18 protein-coding genes and 1 other annotated feature are annotated in these 19132 nt (G+C 52.5%); of the genes, 17 read left to right on the top strand and 1 reads right to left on the bottom strand.

The features are described from left to right. Nucleotides 1-58: 58 nt before the first annotated feature. The 17 genes from PLA01S_RS11065 (at nt 59) to leuS (ending at nt 18259) form a co-directional block, all read left to right on the top strand. The gene (locus PLA01S_RS11065) at nt 59-1015 is read left to right on the top strand and encodes an AAA family ATPase (RefSeq protein WP_127592166.1); all 957 of its coding nucleotides are present in this window, start codon (nt 59-61) and stop codon (nt 1013-1015) included. A 2-nt stretch (nt 1016-1017) separates the two neighbouring features. Next, nucleotides 1018-2265, top strand: a complete 1248-nt coding sequence (locus PLA01S_RS11060; protein ID WP_127592165.1) for a DUF58 domain-containing protein — start codon at nt 1018-1020, stop codon at nt 2263-2265. Next, nucleotides 2265-4502: a DUF4129 domain-containing transglutaminase family protein gene (locus PLA01S_RS11055; protein WP_246059425.1), complete on the top strand. Its 2238-nt coding sequence runs from the start codon at nt 2265-2267 to the stop codon at nt 4500-4502. The genes PLA01S_RS11060 and PLA01S_RS11055 overlap by 1 nt, the downstream gene beginning before the upstream one ends. Before the next feature lie 241 nt (nt 4503-4743). Next, entirely contained in the window at nt 4744-5274 is a 531-nt protein-coding gene (locus PLA01S_RS11050) for a YqeG family HAD IIIA-type phosphatase (protein WP_100535870.1), read from the top strand. Next, nucleotides 5271-6398: a ribosome biogenesis GTPase YqeH gene (gene yqeH / locus PLA01S_RS11045; protein ID WP_127592163.1), complete on the top strand. Its 1128-nt coding sequence runs from the start codon at nt 5271-5273 to the stop codon at nt 6396-6398. Before PLA01S_RS11050 ends, yqeH begins: the two co-directional genes overlap by 4 nt. A gap of 56 nt (nt 6399-6454) precedes the next feature. Beyond that, nucleotides 6455-7321: a shikimate dehydrogenase gene (locus tag PLA01S_RS11040; RefSeq protein WP_127592162.1), complete on the top strand. Its 867-nt coding sequence runs from the start codon at nt 6455-6457 to the stop codon at nt 7319-7321. 99 nt (nt 7322-7420) lie between these two features. Continuing rightward, the gene (gene yhbY, locus PLA01S_RS11035; protein ID WP_076320548.1) at nt 7421-7711 is read left to right on the top strand and encodes a ribosome assembly RNA-binding protein YhbY; all 291 of its coding nucleotides are present in this window, start codon (nt 7421-7423) and stop codon (nt 7709-7711) included. A gap of 66 nt (nt 7712-7777) precedes the next feature. Beyond that, complete coding sequence (gene nadD, locus PLA01S_RS11030; RefSeq protein ID WP_127592161.1) at nt 7778-8368, top strand: nicotinate-nucleotide adenylyltransferase; 591 nt, start codon at nt 7778-7780, stop codon at nt 8366-8368. After that, a complete protein-coding gene (gene yqeK, locus PLA01S_RS11025) occupies nt 8352-8930 on the top strand; it encodes a bis(5'-nucleosyl)-tetraphosphatase (symmetrical) YqeK (RefSeq protein WP_127592160.1) in 579 nt (192 codons plus the stop codon). Before nadD ends, yqeK begins: the two co-directional genes overlap by 17 nt. After that, a complete protein-coding gene (rsfS, locus tag PLA01S_RS11020; RefSeq protein WP_127592159.1) occupies nt 8927-9274 on the top strand; it encodes a ribosome silencing factor in 348 nt (115 codons plus the stop codon). The genes yqeK and rsfS overlap by 4 nt, the downstream gene beginning before the upstream one ends. Further along, nucleotides 9271-10173 (top strand): CvfB family protein, encoded by a 903-nt coding sequence (locus PLA01S_RS11015; RefSeq protein ID WP_127592157.1) that lies wholly within the window; start codon nt 9271-9273, stop codon nt 10171-10173. Before rsfS ends, PLA01S_RS11015 begins: the two co-directional genes overlap by 4 nt. 42 nt (nt 10174-10215) lie before the next feature. Then, nucleotides 10216-10986 (top strand): class I SAM-dependent DNA methyltransferase, encoded by a 771-nt coding sequence (locus PLA01S_RS11010; protein ID WP_127592155.1) that lies wholly within the window; start codon nt 10216-10218, stop codon nt 10984-10986. Nucleotides 10987-11309: 323 nt separating this feature from the next. Further along, nucleotides 11310-12176: a sugar phosphate isomerase/epimerase family protein gene (locus PLA01S_RS11005; protein WP_127592153.1), complete on the top strand. Its 867-nt coding sequence runs from the start codon at nt 11310-11312 to the stop codon at nt 12174-12176. A 25-nt stretch (nt 12177-12201) separates the two neighbouring features. Then, entirely contained in the window at nt 12202-13371 is a 1170-nt protein-coding gene (locus tag PLA01S_RS11000; protein WP_127592151.1) for a Gfo/Idh/MocA family protein, read from the top strand. 23 nt (nt 13372-13394) lie between these two features. Further along, on the top strand, nt 13395-14468 hold the full coding sequence (locus PLA01S_RS10995; protein WP_127592149.1) for a Gfo/Idh/MocA family protein: 1074 nt from the start codon (nt 13395-13397) through the stop codon (nt 14466-14468). Nucleotides 14469-14545: 77 nt separating this feature from the next. Further along, the gene (locus PLA01S_RS10990) at nt 14546-15427 is read left to right on the top strand and encodes an AraC family transcriptional regulator (RefSeq protein WP_127592148.1); all 882 of its coding nucleotides are present in this window, start codon (nt 14546-14548) and stop codon (nt 15425-15427) included. A 40-nt stretch (nt 15428-15467) separates the two neighbouring features. Next, nucleotides 15468-15728: a binding site (T-box leader), on the top strand. Nucleotides 15729-15817: 89 nt separating this feature from the next. Further along, nucleotides 15818-18259: a leucine--tRNA ligase gene (leuS, locus tag PLA01S_RS10985; protein WP_127592146.1), complete on the top strand. Its 2442-nt coding sequence runs from the start codon at nt 15818-15820 to the stop codon at nt 18257-18259. Here leuS and comER read toward each other — a convergent pair. Beyond that, nucleotides 18240-19082, bottom strand: coding sequence for a late competence protein ComER (comER, locus tag PLA01S_RS10980; RefSeq protein ID WP_127592144.1), 843 nt, complete (start codon nt 19080-19082; stop codon nt 18240-18242). The two genes, leuS and comER, sit on opposite strands and share 20 nt — an antisense overlap. Nucleotides 19083-19132: the final 50 nt, after the last annotated feature.

Here is a 19132-nt window from a genome sequence, read left to right as displayed (position 1 = left end):
GATCATGTACAATAGTACTAAAATAAGTATTTATTCCCTTACAGGAGGTTAGTCATACATGCCCGTAAGCCAAGAATCCATGAAAATCATTACCTCGGTGCGAACCAATCTGGAGTCGTGCCTGCTAGGCAAAGAATTTGAGATCCAATTGCTCCTTACGGCGCTGCTCGCTGGCGGACATGTACTGATCGAGGATGTGCCCGGCACTGGAAAGACCCAATTGATCAAAGCATTAGCGAAATCCATGCAGGGAGACTACCGCCGCATACAGTGCAACCCGGATATTCTCCCGAGTGATATAACGGGCGTTTCGGTATTCCACCCGAGAGATGAAATGTTTTACTTCCGTCCAGGTCCGGTCATGACCAACATTTTGCTGGCGGATGAAATCAATCGAGCGACAACCAAGACGCAATCGGCCCTGCTTGAGGTCATGGAGGAGCGCAGCGTAACAGTGGATGGGGCTACCCACGAACTTCCTCATCCCTTCATGCTGTGCGCGACCCAGAACCCGATCGATTTTGAAGGCACCTATATGCTCCCGGAAGCACAGCTGGACCGGTTTATGCTGAAGCTGAGCCTGGGTTACCCTGATGCTGCCACGGAGAAGCAGCTGATGTACCGTTCGCGCGACGGTCAACTGGCGGACAAACTTCAGCCGGTGACGCATATGGATAAGATTTCGACTATTCAACGTGAAATTCGCGAGGTATTCATCGGTGACCCCGTCGCCGATTACTTGCTGAATATAACCCGATCGACCCGCGAGCACCCTTCCGTTATGCTGGGCGCAAGTCCCCGGGCGACGCTGTCATTCATGAATGCCGTTAAAGCCTATGCCTTCCTGCAAGAGAGGGATTACGTTCTGCCAGATGATGTGAAGACGCTGGCTCCATACGTGCTTTCGCACCGGATCATGCTGCGTCCGGAAGCCAGGCTCGACAATGCGAGTCCCGAATCGGTGCTCGAGTTTATACTGCGTCAGGTCAAAGTGCCTGTTCAGATGGGGAGATAGGCATGCGCCGCGCGGTTTCGTTATTTTTGAATGGCATGCAGCCGTCTAGACTCGCAGCGGTATTGGCGGTGTGGTGCCTATGTCTTTTGTATGTTTTATTTCAGGGGGGCAAAACCTCGCTCATGCTTTTCTCCATGGTCAGCCTTCTGACAATCTATTTGATCGGTGCAGGCTTTGGCGGAGTCAATCGCGTGAAAGCCCGGCGAAGCGTGCTGGGAGGATCGGAGCGAGGAGGAGAACATCTTCATGCCGGTGAACAGGTCCGCGTGAAGCTGGAGGTCCATGTTCCGGGATTGCTGCCGATGCCCTATATGATCGTGCGTGAAGTATTGCAGAGGCACAACGGCGACTCCTGGTCTTTTGAAGATAGCGTCATTCCGAACCTCCGCGGTGCGGGCAAGCTTGTATTTCAGACCCCTCCGCTTGAACGGGGGCGGTATGCTTTTTCAAAGACGGAATGCATTAGCGAGGATATATTCGGATTAATGGAGCACAAGGGACGCATTGAAGTCCAGACCGATTTCCGCGTTCTGCCGAGAACCATATATATTCCCAGATGGCAGCGAAATATACGGAATTCCAGGTTGGGCGGCACGCATACAACAGTTTCGGCTTCAAGACGGGAAACAACGCAGATCAACGGGGTCCGCGATTATGTATATGGCGACCGGATCTCCCGGATTCACTGGAATGCAACGGCGAAGACCGGCTCGTGGAAGTCGAAGGAATTTGAGCATGAATCCTTTCCCAGAACGATGATCGTGCTCGACTGCACCGCGGACGGATATGATCATGCCCAGCAATTCGAATTGGCTGTATCGGCAGCTGCGTCGCTGATCGAATATGGCGCCAAGGAGCATGCGGGTACAGGCCTGTTCACGGCTACCCGCGAAGCTCGGATGTTCGCTCCCGCCGATCACGCCGGAGAGCGGATGCGCATGATTCAGCATTTGGTTGACGTGGATTATGACCGAAAAACCAAATTGATTGCTTCCCTGGAGAAATCCTATCGCCATTTTCCAAAAGGGGCCCTGTTCCTGCTGATCAGTCCGATGAGCGGCAAGGACGCTTCGGAGATCATGCGCTGGGTGGAGACCAGGGGAATGAACCCTTGCTTCTTGCAAGTAACCAATTCCAATGAAACGAATAAACGCGATGAATCCATTTCGCTTCTGCAATCCCGGGGGATTTCAAGCTATTCGGTTGCTTCTCTTGACGAGCTTCCGGCTGCGCTGGGAGGTGGTGCATGATGAAGTTATGGCTGGACAAACTATCTACGACATTCTTTAGTACGCTAACGATGCTATGGATCTGGATCATCGGGATGCAGTGGGTGTCCTTTACGGAGACGATATGGCTCTCGGAAACGACAGCCATCGTTATTGCAGCGTTAACCATTACGGCGGTTACCGAAGCGCTGCTGCCGATCAAGCAAGGGTACCGGGTGCTTATCCAGTTTATTTTGATCCTGTATTGTGTATACAGTTTGCTGAAAACTTATGGTAATCCGGTTCCTGCCTTTGGCGCTGAAGGGGCTCTGACCGAGGAAATCATGTATCTTTTTCCTTATTTGTGGTTTGCTATCGCCGCATGGGCCGCTTTTCTGTTCCTTGCGCGGTGGGCCAAAACCAAGGGGCGCGTGCTTTTTGTAGTCGGGATCAACGTCATCGGTTTTGCCGTGCTCGATTCCTTTACGAAAATCGTGCTGTGGGATGAGATCGCTTGGGTTGTCGGAGCGGGGATGGGCTGGCTCGTATCCAGCCATTTTAACCGGTTTCGCAGACGCTTTCCGCAGGGATGGGTCAATTTATCGAAGTATCCCTTTAAGATTATCGCCAACATTCTGGTCATCTTCTCGTTGATCATTGTGGCCGGCGTGAACATGCCGCATGTGAAGCCCACGTTAACGGATCCTTACACGGCGTGGAGAGAGTGGAACGGGGTACCGTTATCCGGCGGCAGTACAACCGGAACCGGAACCCTTATCGAGTCACCGTCTGAAAGCATGTCCGGATATGGACGTGAGGACAACGACCTTGGCGGCGGTTTTAATTTTGACTATTCACCGGTGATGTCGATTACCTCGGATGAACGCAGCTATTGGCGAGGGGAAACCAGAGCTGTATATTCGGGAACGGGTTGGGCGGACGGAGCCAACAGCCGGCGTTCCGGCACGGGCGTGGGCATCGGTGAGGAATTGCCGGGAGAAGCCAGCGCATCCGTTCCTACCAAAACGTTGGAGCAGTCCGTAACGATGCTGAGTGATACGGTGTATCCGGTATTGTTCGGTGCCTATACCGTGCGTCAGTTGGAAAGTATGGATGAGGATATCGATCCGGATCGGCTCAGCTGGCTGCAGGAAGGCGCGGAAATGCATCTGGACGACGTTCGTAATGCGGACTATCCGAAGAGTTATACTTTAACGTCGGAAGTGCCGGTGATTCCAATCGATGAGCTGAGTACCAGAACTTATGATGAACTATATTCCGGCTCAATTGACGATGCTTATATCCAGATGCCGAGAAACTTCCCTGACCGTGTTTCCGATCTCGCCGAAGAAATTACCGCGGGCGGAGATACGCCGTATGAGAAGGTCATGCTCTTGCAACAATATTTATCGAGCAACTTTACCTATACCAACACGCCCGATCTTACGCGTAAGCAGAGCGATGATTTTGTGGATGCGTTTCTGTTTGAAATCCAGGAAGGGTATTGCGATTATTTCTCGACATCCTTGGTGATGATGACACGGTCGCTGGATATCCCTGCACGCTGGGTCAAAGGCTACGCGCCGGGAAGAATGACGGCTTCGGAGTACGTACCGGCCGATGGTCAAACCTCGATTGAGCCCGGAAACTATACCGTTACGAATGCCGACGCTCATTCCTGGGTTGAAGTATACTTCGGCGAGTACGGCTGGGTTCCGATTGAAGCGACACCGGGCTTCAGCATGCCGATTCTGACGGCAGACACAGACGCTGAGCCTGTCATTGAGGAAGAAGTTGAAGAAGAAGAGAACGCAGAGGACAAGACTACGCCAGCAGCAACCTCTGATCACCAGCAGCCCGGGTGGGTTAAAGTTGTTGTAACGGCCGCGGTGGTTGTTATCGTATTGTGGATTCTGTACATCGTATGGAGAATGCGCATCAGCCTGCGTTTTGCCGGGGCGCGTATTCGGGCTGGCAAGCCGCTGACGGCAGCGGATAAAGTCATTGCCGAAACCGAACGATGGATTCGTTCCGTGCAGCGCAGAGGCTTGGTGAGGCAGGAACATGAAACGCTCCGTGAATCGGTTGGCCGCTGGGTAAGTGCACACCCTGAGCTGGGAGCGGAGATGAGACCGCTGCTGCAGCAATTTGAAGCCGCTCGTTACAGCCCGGCTGAAGTGAAGGAGGAGCAGTGGCGCTCCGTCCAACATGATGCTGAGAAGCTGAAGAAGTCCATTAAGAAGGTCCGCATCGTACCCGAGAAACGTCTATCAACCTAATCCAAGAAGACAGACCGCGTGATGGTGGTTGTTGTTGGGTGTATCAGGATAGCTCGGTATGCATACACGTTCTGATATCCGATCATTTCAAGACCGCCCGGTCCGCTTCCAAACAGCCGCCGGGTGGTCTTTTGCTGGTGAAGGTAGCGATGTGGTATAAGGGAAGAAAAAGGCTCGTGATTATTTTTACTAAGGAACCGGAATATGGTATAGTTTTTCGTATGAAATTGAGGTGACGAACTTGTTTGAAATGTTAATCCCAAAGCTCCGTGTCAATACGGTTTTTGATATTAACCTAGAGGAATTATATGAGCAGGGGTATCGGGGGATCATTACCGATTTGGATAATACCCTTGTGGGGGCCAAGGCACCGGTAGCCACGCCGGAACTGGTCGTTTGGTTCAAAAGGGTGAAGGAGATCGGTTTCCAGCTTATCATCGTCTCGAATAACCAGCTTGAACGCGTGTCTAAATTTGCGACGCCGCTGGATATCCAATATGTGCATGAAGCCCGTAAACCAAGCAATACCCCGTTTCGCAAAGCGATGAAGATGATGGAGCTCACGCCGGATAAAACGGTTGTTGTCGGCGACCAGATGCTGACCGACGTATATGGCGGAAATCGGCTGGGTCTGTATACGGTATTGGTTATGCCCATCGCCATCAACGATGAGGGGTGGTTTACGCGCCTGGTCAATCGCCGGGTGGAGCGCATCGCATTGACCCGTTTGCGCAAGAAAGGATTATGGATGGAGGAGGAACCGAAATCATGACGTTGCCTACTGGCGGAGAAGACATCAAGAAGTGCAGCGGCTGCGGCATACAGCTACAGAGTGCAGCACAGGACAAGCCGGGCTATTTGCCGGAGAAGGCTTGGGACCGCGACCCGGTTATTTGCCAGCGCTGTTTCCGGATTAAGAATTATAATGAAGCGTCCTCGGTTGCCGTAGACCAGGATGAGTTTTTACGGCTGCTGGGACAGATCGGCGGCAAGAACGCGCTTGTCATTCATATCGTGGACCTCTTCGATTTTGAAGGGAGTCTTATTTCGGGACTGCAGCGGTTTGTCGGCAACAATCCGGTGATTCTGGCCGTTAACAAGACCGATCTTCTCCCGAAGGTCACCAATTGGAACAAAGTTCTCAATTGGGTGCAGAAGCAGTGCAAGGAGCATGGACTGAGAACCGAAGACATCGTGCTCTGCAGCGCGAAGAAGAATCAAGGCTTTGAGCGGCTGCTGGAGACGGTTGCGCATTACCGAGGCGACCGGGACGTCTACGTGGTTGGCGCCACGAATGTGGGTAAATCCAGCTTGATTAATCGTCTGATCCGCGACTACAGCGATCTGGATCAGGAACTGACCGTTTCCCGTTATCCGGGAACGACGCTGGACATGGTCAATATTCCGCTGGACGACGGCCGGTATATTATCGATACGCCAGGCATTGTGTACCCATGGCGCTATAGCGAGCTTGTGAGCCGTGAGGATTTGGGGACGGTCATGCCGGAGAATCCGCTGAAGCCGATGGTATACCAGTTGAACGAAGGACAGACGCTCTTCTTCGGAGGTTTCGGCCGTTTTGATTTTCTGCAAGGAGAGCACCAATCCTTTACTTGCTTTATCAGCGGCAGATTAGGCATTCATCGGACCAAGCTGGAACGGGCGGATTCGTTATTTGCCGAGCATGCCGGAGAGCTCCTCTCACCGCCGACCAAGGAACGAATTGAAGAACTGCCGGAGTGGACAAGACATGAAATTCGTATTCCTAAGGGGACCCGCCAAGACGTGTTTATCTCGGGGCTCGGCTGGATCAAGATCAATGGTGAACAAGGAGCGCTCGTGGCGGTTCATGCACCTAAAGGAATCAAAGTTCTGTCGCGTCCATCCTTGATATAAGTGTTAAAATCGCTTTGGTACACCGCCCGGTTTATCATGGGAGAGATAGGGGAGAAATGAAAGTGAATCCAATGATCGAGCGTGATTATTTGCTCCTTGGCGTAATGGGGGACCCTATCGGTCACTCGAAATCACCGGCTATGCATCATGCGGCCATTACCGCCCTGGGTTTGTCAGGGGCCTATGTACCCTTTCATATACGTCCGGAGGGGCTTGGTGACGCCATCCAAGCTGTTAAAGCGCTGGGATTCCGCGGAGTGAACGTAACGATCCCGCACAAGGTGGAGGTTATGAAGTATCTGGATGTCGTCGATGAAGGGGCGCGGCGCATCGGTGCCGTGAATACCATCGTCAACGACAATGGCAAATTGACCGGTTATAATACGGACGGCATCGGCTATGTTCGTTCATTAAAAGATGAAGCCTGTCCCGATCTTAAGGGAAAACGCATCGTCGTCATCGGCGCCGGCGGAGCGGCCAGGGGGATCATCTATGCTCTTACCGTTGAAGAGCCCGAGAAGATTTCCATTGTGAATCGGACATCCGACAAAGCGCTGGCATTGGCCGAGGAGTGGAGTGCGCTCGCCGACTTGAGGGGATACGGAGAGGATCATGCCAGAGAGGCATTGTCGGATGCCGATGTCTTGATCAACACCACCTCGGTGGGCATGTTTCCCCGGGTTTCCGAGCTTCCCGTTCCAGCGGAATATATACCGGAAGGGATCGTTGTCAGCGATCTGATCTATAATCCGTTGAAGACCGAGCTGTTACGGGAAAGCGCGCTTCGGCAATGCACGGTGCATGGCGGACTCGGGATGTTCATCAACCAAGGGGCGTATGCATTCGAATATTGGACAGGTCTGACGGCGCCCGTACAGGCTATGAAGGAAGCGGTTCTGACCAGCTTCCAATCCGAGGTTTAATATCTTGTTTATTGATTAATGCTTATGCAAAAGCTACAATATAGCTTTCGACAAGCAGCAGGCTTTAATAATTGAATATTTAAGGAGTAATGACCAAGCATGTTAACAGGAAAGCAAAAACGACATTTACGTTCGCTTGCGCATCATCTGGATCCGCTGTTCCAGGTAGGCAAGGGAGGCAGCAATGAGCATCTGATCCGGCACATTTCCGAGGCGATTGAGAAGCGGGAGCTCATGAAAGTATCCGTGCTCAACAACTGTCTCGAAGATCCCCGCGAAATCGCCGAGGAGCTTGCTGAAGGTGCCGGGGCGGAACTGGTTCAGGTTATCGGCAAGACGATCGTGCTTTATAAAGAATCGAAAGACCACAAAACCATCGAATTGCCGTAAGGGAGCCCTGATGGCTCCAGCTTGGCGGATATAGAATAACTCTCTTATTAGGGGAGGTGAACCCGGATGAAGGTAGGGATAATGGGCGGAACCTTCGATCCCATTCATATCGGGCATATGCTCGCAGCCGAGTGCGCGCGGGACGCTTACGATCTGGAAGAGGTATGGTTTATGCCCAGCCACATTCCCCCGCACAAGGAAGATGCCGGCGTAACCGGCCTGATGAGGCTGGAGATGACCGCTGAGGCTGTAGCCGACCATCCATCTTTTCGTACATTGGATTGGGAAGTGAAACGCGGCGGCGTATCCTATACCGTGGACACGGTAAGAGAGCTGCGGAACACGTATCCCGAGCATGATTTCTCGTTCATTATCGGGGCGGATATGGTAGCGTATCTTCCCAAGTGGAACCGGATCGGGGAGCTGGCGGAAATGCTGACTTTTATTGGGCTTAACCGTCCCGGAACCAGACTATCGGTGGATGATCTGCCTGATTTCCTGCAAAAGGTGGTCGTGACAGCGGAAATGCCGCTGATCGAAATATCCTCCACCCTGATTCGGAGCAGAGCCGCATCAGGCTCGTCCATCCGTTATATGGTGCCGGACCGTGTATACGATTATATTGTTAGGAGCGGTATTTATGGAGTACAGCCGTGAAGAACTCATTGAAGCCGTATCCTCTCAGATGCCCGCGAAGCGCTGGGAGCACACCAAAGGCGTAATGGAAACCGCGGTCATCCTTGCGAAGAGGTTCGGGGCCGATCCGGTTAAGGCGGAATTAGCCGCCATCCTGCATGATGTGGCCAAATACTGGCCCGTGCAAAAGCTTCATCAAATGATGGTGGAGCACGCGCTTTCCGAAGAGCTGCTCCATTACGATAAGCAGCTTTGGCATGCTGAGGTCGGTGCGTTCGTAGCGGAGCACGAATATGGCGTGACGGATGCGGAGGTGCTTGATGCCATCCGTTACCATACGTCAGGGCGCATAGGCATGAAGCTGCTTGACAAAGTGGTCTGCCTTGCGGATTATATGGAACCGGGACGGGATTTCCCCGGCGTGAATAATATTCGCGAACTGGCCAACCATAGCCTTGAAGAGGCGCTTGCAGCCGGTTTTGATTCGACGATCGGACATCTGCTTTCGCGCAGACAAATCATTTTTCCGTTGACGGTACAAGCCCGCAACGATCTAATTAAGCAATTGGAGGCGAATTCATGACGTTGAACCCGAATGAATTGTTAAATGTGGCAGTAACTGCCGCTGAAGATAAAAAAGCGATGGATATCGTGGTCCTGGATCTCAGAGGAATTTCCCTGATCGCAGATTATTTTGTCATTTGCCACGGTAACTCGGATACACAGGTGCAAGCAATCGCAACCGAAATCCGTAAACAGGCGCATGATGCGGGAGTAGCTCTGCGCGGACTGGAGGGAATGGATGCAGCCCGCTGGGTGCTGATGGACCTCGGAGACGTGATCGTTCATATCTTCCATCGCGATGAACGCGAATATTACAACATCGAGCGACTGTGGTCGGATGCTAAAGTGGTGGAGAACGTATGAGTTTGATTGCCGGCACATTAACGAAACTCGTCGTTTCCAGAGAAGTGTCCCCTTACGGTTATTTTCTGGATGGCGGAGATCGGGATGTGCTTCTTCACTATTCGGAGCTCACGGGTAAAATTGAGCCTGGGGATACGGTAGAGGTCTTTATCTTCTTCGATACGGAAGACCGCCTGGCCGCAACGATGAAGAAGCCTTACCTTACGCTGGGTGAAACAGCTAAGCTTGAGGTGGCGGACGTTCATCCGCGCCTTGGCTGTTTCCTCGAGATGGGGCTGGGCCGACAACTTTTGCTTCCGATCCGGGAATTGCCGGAGATGCGGGAGCTTCACCCGCAAGTGGGAGATCATGTGTTTGTCATCATGGAGCATGATAAGCAAGGACGACTTCGCGCCAAACTCGCCGGAGAACAAGAGCTAACTCCGCTTGCGTTCCATGCGCCTGAATCTTGGAAGGGCCAATGGTTCACTGCTTTGGTGTACAAACCGCTACAGATGGGCACGTTTGTCATCATCGATGGCGGTGTGATCGGTTTCGGCGCGATCGGCATGATCCACTCCTCGGAACGGACGCGTATGCTGCGGCTTGGCGAAGAGGTGAAGGTCCGGGTCAGTCATATCCGGGAAGATGGCAGGGTCAACCTGTCGATGGTTCCGCAAAAAGAGATCGGCCGGACGGATGATGCAGATCGGCTGCTTGCTTTTCTGAAGGAGCGTCCGGGCCATGCGATGCCGTATTCGGATGAAACGCCGCCCGACATCATCAAGCAGCGGTTCGGCATTAGCAAATCCGCCTTTAAACGCGCGCTTGGCAAGCTGATGAAGGACGGTTTGGTTAAGCAAAAGGACAGCTGGACGTACATGGTCAATCAAGAGGAGAACTCCGGTTCAAACGAATAACCCGGCAAGGTAGGGGAAGCTTCTAAGGAAAGTGGTGTCATCATGTTGTCTTACCGCAAGTTTGCTTACGTATATGATCAACTCATGGAAGACATGCCGTACCCGGATTGGATTCGCTTTGCGAGAACCGCCTGGGATAAGCACGGAATGCCAAAAAGCGTCGTTGAGCTTGGATGCGGGACGGGCAGTATCACCATTCCGCTCGTAAACTCCGGTTTCGAGGTAACAGGAATAGATCTGTCGGCAGATATGCTCTCGGTTGCCAGACGAAAGCTGGAGGGCACACCCCAGGGGCATCGATTGTTCCGGGAAGGCAGCGTCCGCTGGGTACAACAGGACATGCGTTCGTGGGAGCTGCCCGAGCAGGTGGATTCCGTCATTTCATTTTGTGATTGTGTGAACTACCTGCTGGAAGAAAAAGACATACGCTCCGCTTTTGCCAGGACTTACAACGGTCTCAAGGATGGCGGCACGTTCCTGTTTGATGTGCATCACCCGAACACGCTCCTACGATACGACGTAGAACAGCCATTTGTGCTGGATGAACGGGAAGTATCCTACATTTGGACATGCGACCTGGATGAACGCCGGATGGAGATTGAACATCATCTCTCCATCTTTGCGCGGGATAACCAAGATCCTACGGTCTACCGTCGCTTTGAGGAAACGCATGTGCAGCGGGGATATGAACCGGAATGGATGAAGGTCGAGCTGGTTAAGGCCGGATTCCGGGATGTGAAATGTTATGCCGATTTTGAGTGGATGGAAGCGGGCCAGGATGCATCCCGGCTGTTCTACGTTGCCGTAAAATAAACGAATATCCTTTTACGAGAAGCATTTTCTTTCGTCTGTACAGATGAAAGAAAATGCTTCTTTTCGTTGTGTATGAATTCATTATATTCAAAGACATTTCTTTTCTGCTTTATTTGACTGTGGTTAAGGTTCATTGGAAGGGATATGGGTTTGCTTCCAGGACTGTGCTACGATGAGGGATAGATAAGATGTACAGAAATGAGAGCGCTATCTAAAAGAATGATTCTATGCATCCGGTACGCTCTGAATGTCAGTATTTGAGTTCAATGATGGTCAAATGATGCATAAGCTAGTTCATTAGGTTAAGAGAGGATGAATGAGTCATGAAACTGTCCGTATTCACAGTCGCAACCCCTGATTTACAGCCTGAGGAGTTGGCAAAAGCTGCGGCGGATGCCGGTATTGAAGGGATCGAATGGCGCTTTAAAGAGATTCCTGCCGATGCTGCCGAGGAGAAGCCCTCCTTCTGGCGGCATAACCGCTGCTCCATGGATCCGAACGGCACGCAGGAGGATTGGCTCAGGTTTCAGCAAGCAGCCGACAAGCATGGACTGCGCAGTCTGGCGGTCGTTCCTTATCTGACATGCGGTGATGTGGAAGGAACGGAGAAGGTCATGCAGGCGGCCAAGCTGATCGGAGCCTCCTTTATTCGGGTGGGTATTCCGGGATATGACCGAAAGCGCAATTACAACGAGCTGTACGACCAGGCGGTCCGTTACCTGCATGAGGTACAGGATCTCGCTGCGGCTTACGGGGTCAAGGGAGTGGTGGAAACGCATCATCTTACGATCACCCCGAGCGCCGGACTGACGCATCGGCTTGTATCCCACTTCAATCCGCAGCATATCGGCGTGCTGTATGATCCAGGCAACATGGTCCATGAAGGTTACGAGAACTACCGGATGGGCTTGGAGCTTCTGGGTCCCTACCTGGCTCATGTCCACGTGAAAAACGGAGGTTACCGCAAAACGCCTTCCGAGGATGGCACCTCGGCGTCGTGGTCCGGGGAATGGGTCCCGCTTGCCCAGGGGGCCGTGCCATGGAAGCAGGTCATACAGGATTTGCAATCGGTTGGCTATGAAGGTTACTACGGAATCGAAGATTTTAGCGGAACGCTGGAGTCCAGGGAGATGCTTGTTCGTTTTGCCGAGCAGATGAAGATGTGGTCAGACCAGAAACAAAACGCGTAGGTCACTTTTGAAGGAGGCTACAGATATGGATCAGGTAAGAGTAGGGGTTATTGGACTGGGGATGGGTTTTTCGCATGCCAGAACGCTAGCGTCCGGGCGGATCAAGGGCGCGCGGCTTAGCGCGATATGCGATCTGAGTCCTGCCAAACAGGAAGAAGCGAGGGAAACGCTGCCTTCGGACGTGAAAATTTGGAGTGATACGGGCGCTATGATCTCATCGGGGGAGATCGATGCAGTCATTATTGCGACGCCCCATTATGCCCATCCTCAAGTGGCGATCGAGTGCCTGAATCATGGACTCCATGTCCTGATCGAGAAACCGGCAGGCGTTTACACGAAGCAAGTACGGGAAATGAACCGCGCGGCTGAAGCCAGCGGCAAAGTATTCTCGATTATGTACAACCAGCGCTGCAATCCGCTGTACAAGAAGCTGAAAGAGCTCATAGCAGACGGTGAACTCGGGGAGATCCGGCGGATGAACTGGATCATAACGAATTGGTACCGGTCCCAGAGCTATTATGATTCAGGCGGATGGCGAGCTACCTGGGCCGGAGAAGGCGGAGGGGTGCTGATTAACCAGTCCCCGCATCAGCTGGACCTCTGGCAGTGGACGACCGGCATGATGCCAAAGAGAATTCGTGCATTTTGCGCCTTCGGCAAGTACCGGAACATCGAAGTCGAAGATGACGTGACGGCTTATGCGGAATACGAGAATGGTGCTACCGCCGTGTTTATTACGACAACGGGTGAAGCGCCGGGCACTAACCGATATGAAGTGACGGGGGACCGCGGAAAAATCGTCATCGAGGACGGCAAGCTTACCTTCTGGCGCCTTCGTGTGCCTGAACCGGAATTCAATCGGCAGTTTACCGGGGGCTTCGGCGAACCGGAATGCTGGAAATGCGAGGTGCCGATCTGGGGGGATAATCCGCATCATAGCGGTATTATCCAGAACTTTGCGGATGCCATTTTGCATGGAACGCCATTGATTGCCCCGGGTGAAGAGGGAATCCATGGATTGACGCTGTCCAATGCCATGCATCTGTCCACCTGGACCGACAATTGGGTTGATCTGCCTCTTAACGAAGACCTGTATTACGAAATGCTGCAGGAACGGATCACACATTCTTCCGCTCAGAAAACGGTCAAGGAGATCGGGGCAGTGGATATGAGCAAAACGTTTGGATCCTACTAAATCAAAATCGGGGGGCGCGTGGTATGGACCGCAGTAATGGAATGCTCTATGCGCCGGTGGGCAAAGCCCAGCCGGTGTGCAAGCCCGGAGAGTTTATTTTTGCCGCCATGTCGCTGGAGCATGGCCATATATACGGCATGTGTAACGGATTAATTGAGGCCGGGGCGACGTTGAAGTGGGTGTATGACTCAGACCCCGTGAAGGTTGCGGCTTTTTGCAAGGCTTATCCAAGTGTAACGGTCGCTTCGTCCGAAGCACAGGTGCTTCAGGATGCGGAGGTTCATCTGGTAGCGGCTGCCGCCATTCCTTCGGAAAGATGCGAGCTTGGACTGAAGGTCATGTCGCATGGCAAGGATTATTTTACGGATAAAACGCCTTTCACCACGCTGGAGCAGGTGAACGCTGCTCGCGCGAAAGCCGAGGAGACAGGTAAGAAGTACATGGTCTATTACAGTGAACGGCTGCATGTGGAGAGTGCCGTCCATGCAGGAAGTCTGATCCAGGACGGGGCAATCGGGCGAGTGGTGCAGGTGATGGGAACAGGACCGCACCGATTAAATGCGCCCTCCCGTCCGGACTGGTTTTTCCGTCATCAACAGTACGGCGGCATTCTGTGTGATATCGGCTCCCACCAGATTGAACAGTTTTTGTTTTTTGCGGGCTGCCGCGATGCCAAGGTGCTCAGCAGCAAGGTGGGCAATTATGCGAATCCGGAGTACCCGGAGCTGGAGGATTTTGGAGATGCAACGCTAGTGGGAGACAACGGGGCTACGAATTATTTCCGTGTCGACTGGCTGACACCTGGAGGCCTAGGCACCTGGGGTGACGGAAGAACCTTTATTCTGGGCACAGAAGGATACATTGAGCTTCGCAAATACATCGATATCGCAAGGAATCCGCAGGGCGATCATCTGTACCTGGTTAATGGCGAGGGAGAGTTTCATATGGAGCTTCGAGGCAAGGTAGGCTACCCATTCTTCGGAGAGCTTATCCTGGATTGTCTGGAACGTACGGAACATGCCATGTCCCAGGATCACGCCTTCAAAGCCGGAGAATTGTGCGTGATTGCCCAAAATGAAGCCGTGCGCATTCCATAAAATCATATATAATAGAGAAAACCCCGATACGTTGAGGGTTATATAACTCCAAAATCGCTAAAGGGGCGATTCTCTAGATGACCTCATCTTCCCATATGATGCCGGGATTTGATCGCATGCAGCTGCAAGCGCCGTTTGATCTGATCTATTACAATGAACGGCCGTTGTCGGGCGGGCAGTTTCATTCGCATGCTTTTTATGAGATTTATTATTTTCACGAAGGACGCTGCACTTATTTGATCGGTGATTCCATCTTTGCCCTGAAGCCGGGGGATCTGCTCCTGATGAACGGACTCACGCTCCATTGTCCGAATGTAGAGCCTGATGCCAGATACGTCAGAAGCATTCTGCATTTCGATCCAGCCTGGATTTGCAAGGGGCTTTCGGAGACGGCCAGATCGATATTGCTGGACCCCTTCGAAACGCTGCGTAATCATCGCATGACACTGACAGGGGCAAACCGGGACGAATTCGAAGGGATGCTGGCTGATATACATCGCCTCTCGGCATCCACGGCCGGTTTCCGCCAGGAACGGATGACCTTGCGTATTCAGGAGATGATGTATGTCATCGCGGATTGGTGCCAGGACGCTGTGCAGGATCAGGACTCCATCTCCGAGAAAGAGCGGCATGTCCAGCATGTCGTATCGTTTGTCGAGGAAAACTACATGCATGATCTGACGCTGGAGCGAATCGCCCGCGATATGCATATTACGAAACACTATTTATCCTCCTTGTTTAAGGAGGTTACCGGAACGACGGTGTTTAAATATTTGTATCACCGGCGGATTAACCAAGCTAAAATTTTGCTCAGGCTCCACCCGCATCTCAGCATCACGGAAATCAGCCAGGCGGCAGGCTTCAAGCATTTGGCACATTTCAGCCGGATGTTCAAGGCCATGGTCGGGACGACGCCGGAATATTATCGCAGAAGCGGTGAAGAGCTTCCGTTGACTTGATCGGACTTTTTGGGTATAATAGCCACATTAAAACGGTAATATGAACGCGATGATGAGGATCAATCGTTCCACTTTCGATCATGCAGAGAGCCGGTGTCTGGTGAAAACCGGTTGACGATAGGGATGAACTCGCCTCGGAGCAATGGTGTTAACCCGGCCGCTGGAGGGCTGTATTCCGGCAGATTCGGCCGCTGAAGCACCGTCGTCTCATCCGCGATAAGGATGCAAAGGGAGTGAAAGGCAAAGCATGCCTTTGGCTAACTAGGGTGGTACCACGGGAATCAAACCTCTCGTCCCTAGCGATCAGCGCTATGGATGATGAGGTTTTTTTGTTTTTTTGGGCAATGGCGTAGGCCTTGTCTCTCGACTGTGAAGGAGGAGCAATGAAGTATGACGGACAATCAACCAACCGGCCACGGCTACCAGCCGCAGGCCATCGAACCGAAATGGCAGCAATACTGGGATGAGAACAAAACCTTTAAAACGGAAGATTCATCATCCAAACCGAAATTTTACGCGCTGGATATGTTTCCGTACCCATCAGGCGCAGGCTTGCATGTAGGACATCCGGAGGGGTATACAGCGACTGACATCGTGTCCCGTTACAAGCGGATGCGCGGATACAACGTGCTTCATCCTATGGGATGGGATGCTTTCGGTCTGCCAGCGGAGCAGTATGCAATGGACACAGGCAAACATCCTCGCGAGTTTACCGTGCAGAATATTGATACGTTCCGCCGCCAGATCAAATCTCTCGGCTTCTCGTATGATTGGGACCGTGAGATCAGCACAACCGATCCGGAATATTATAAATGGACCCAGTGGATCTTTATCCAGCTCTATAAGCGCGGCCTTGCCTATGTGGCCGAAGTGCCGGTGAACTGGTGCGAAGCGCTCGGTACCGTGCTTGCGAACGAAGAGGTCATCGACGGCAAGAGCGAACGCGGAGGCCATCCGGTCGTACGTAAACCGATGCGCCAATGGATTCTGCGTATTACCGAATATGCGGATCGTCTGCTTGAGGATTTGGATGAACTGGACTGGAGCGAAAGCCTGAAGGATATGCAGCGCAACTGGATCGGCAAATCCACAGGCGCTGAGGTTCGTTTTGACATCGAAGGTTACGATGGTCATCTGGAGGTGTTCACAACCCGTCCGGATACGCTGTTCGGGGCAACCTACTGCGTCCTGGCGCCGGAGCATGACCTCGTGGATAAGATTACGTCAGCCGATCAGCGTGAAGCCGTAAAGGCTTATCAAGATCAAGCAGCCCGTAAAAGTGACCTGGAACGGACGGATTTGGCCAAGGATAAAACCGGTGTATTCACGGGTGCGTACGCCATCAATCCGGTAAACGGTGCTAAGGTGCCGATCTGGATCGCGGATTATGTGCTTGCCGGCTACGGAACGGGGGCCATTATGGCGGTTCCGGGTCATGACAGCCGCGACTGGGAGTTCGCGAAGCAATTCGGTCTTCCGATTATTGAAGTCGTTCAGGGTGGAAATGTCGAGGAGGAAGCATACAGCGGCAGTGGCGCGCATGTGAATTCCGGCTTCTTGAACGGGTTGGACAATGAAGCGGCTATCCAGGCGATGAATGAATGGCTGGAAAAAGAGGGCAAGGGAAAAAAGAAGGTAACTTACCGTCTGCGCGACTGGCTGTTCAGCCGTCAACGCTACTGGGGTGAGCCGATTCCGATTCTGCATCTGGAAGACGGAACGATGAAGACCGTGCCTGAAGATCAGCTTCCATTACTGCTGCCGGATGTGGATCAGATTAAACCTTCCGGTACCGGCGAATCGCCGCTGGCTAACGTTACGGAGTGGGTGGAAACGGTAGATCCCGAAACCGGCATGAAAGCCCGCCGCGAGACCAATACGATGCCGCAATGGGCCGGCAGCTGCTGGTACTACCTGCGTTACATCGATCCCCGTAATAATGAGGAATTGTGCTCTAAGGAGAAGCAGAAGGAATGGCTGCCGGTTGACCTCTACATCGGTGGTGTGGAGCATGCGGTGCTTCATTTGCTGTATGCGCGCTTCTGGCACAAAGTATTGTATGACCTGGGCGTTGTCGATACGAAGGAGCCTTTCCAGAAGCTGGTCAATCAGGGTATGATCCTGGGCAACAATAATGAGAAAATGAGTAAGTCCCGCGGCAATGTCATCAATCCGGATGATATTGTGAACGAATACGGTGCCGACACGCTGCGCGTGTACGAGATGTTCATGGGGCCGCTGGAAGCGACCAAGCCATGGAACACCAACGGCGTTGAAGGAACACATCGTTTCCTCTCCCGGGTATGGCGCCTGTTCATCGGGGACGACGGTCAATTGAACCCTAAAATCGCGGAAGGCGAGGGTACGGACGAATTCAAACGTACGCTGCACAAAACGATTAAGAAAGTAACGGAAGACTTTGAGCATATGCGCTTTAACACAGCGATCAGCCAGCTGATGGTATTCATCAACGAGGGGTACAAGACGGAAGAGCTTCCGCGCAAAGCGATGGAGAACTTCGTTCAGCTGCTTTCCCCGCTGGCCCCTCACCTGGCTGAAGAGCTGTGGAGCCGTTTAGGCTACACGGAGAGCGTAACCTACGTGCCATGGCCGGAGTATGACGAGGCTTGGACTGTAGAGGCCGAAGTTGAGATTGTCGTTCAAGTTAACGGCAAAATCGTAGAACGTGCCAAAATCTCGAAAGACATGGACCAAGAAGCCATGCAACAACATAGCCTCTCCCTTCCAAATGTCAAGCAGGCGCTGGAAGGAAAGAGTATTCGCAAAGTCATTGCCGTACCGGGTAAACTGGTCAATATCGTGGCCGGTTAATCGTAAAACCGAAGGCAGCATCCAGTTTTGCCAAATCTTCCTCATACTTGTCGTGTGTGGTTTTGATCAATTGGTAGAACAATCCGTTCAGGTTTGAATCCAGCAGTGCCAAAGCCTGGGCCGTGATGCCTCCGGGAACCGCCACCCGCTCTTGCAGCTGTTCGGGGGAGAAGCCCTCCTCCGTTAGCAGCTTGCCGGTGCCAAGCAGCATTTCACCGGCTAATGCATTAAGGGTCCTGCGGTCGATTCCGGTCATTTCAACGGCAGCGTCGATCCATTTTTCCATGAATAAACTTAAAAAAGCAGGCCCGCAGCTGGAGAAATCGGAAGTGATTCGCGTGTGCGATTCCAGTATCTCAACGGGCCTGCTGATATAAGACAGGAGGCTTTCTATAAGCTGCCTGTCTTCTTCTTTTATTCGGGAACCGTACATGCATAACGATGCTCCGCCTCCAGTTAAGTTGGTGATGCTCGGTATGATTTTTGCCACCTTGCAGGGCAGTGATGATTCCAGATGGATCAATTGGACCGGACTCGTGATGGATATCGCGATTTGCCGGGCTTCAAGCCGGCCTTTGATTTCGCTGATGACAGATTTGAATTCAAGCGGTTTGATACATAAGAATAGCAGGTCGCTCTGAGAAGCCGTCTCCGTGTTACAGCTGCATACCGTCAGACCGGGATGACGTTTTGCCAGCTGCAGCGGCTTTTCAGGGCTTCGGTTGCTGACCCGAATCTGCTCAGGCAGGAGTGCGCCCGATTGAATGAAGGCATCGATCAACAGACTACCCATGCTGCCCGTACCGATAAAACCGACCTTCATGTGTATGTTCCCTCCTTTCGCGCTTTACGGCAGAAATGTACCGTCCTTAC

Source organism: Paenibacillus lautus NBRC 15380 (assembly GCF_004000945.1).
GTDB classification, from domain to species: Bacteria; Bacillota; Bacilli; order Paenibacillales; family Paenibacillaceae; genus Paenibacillus_AQ; species Paenibacillus_AQ lautus.
This window is presented reverse-complemented; position numbering and strand designations above follow the sequence as displayed.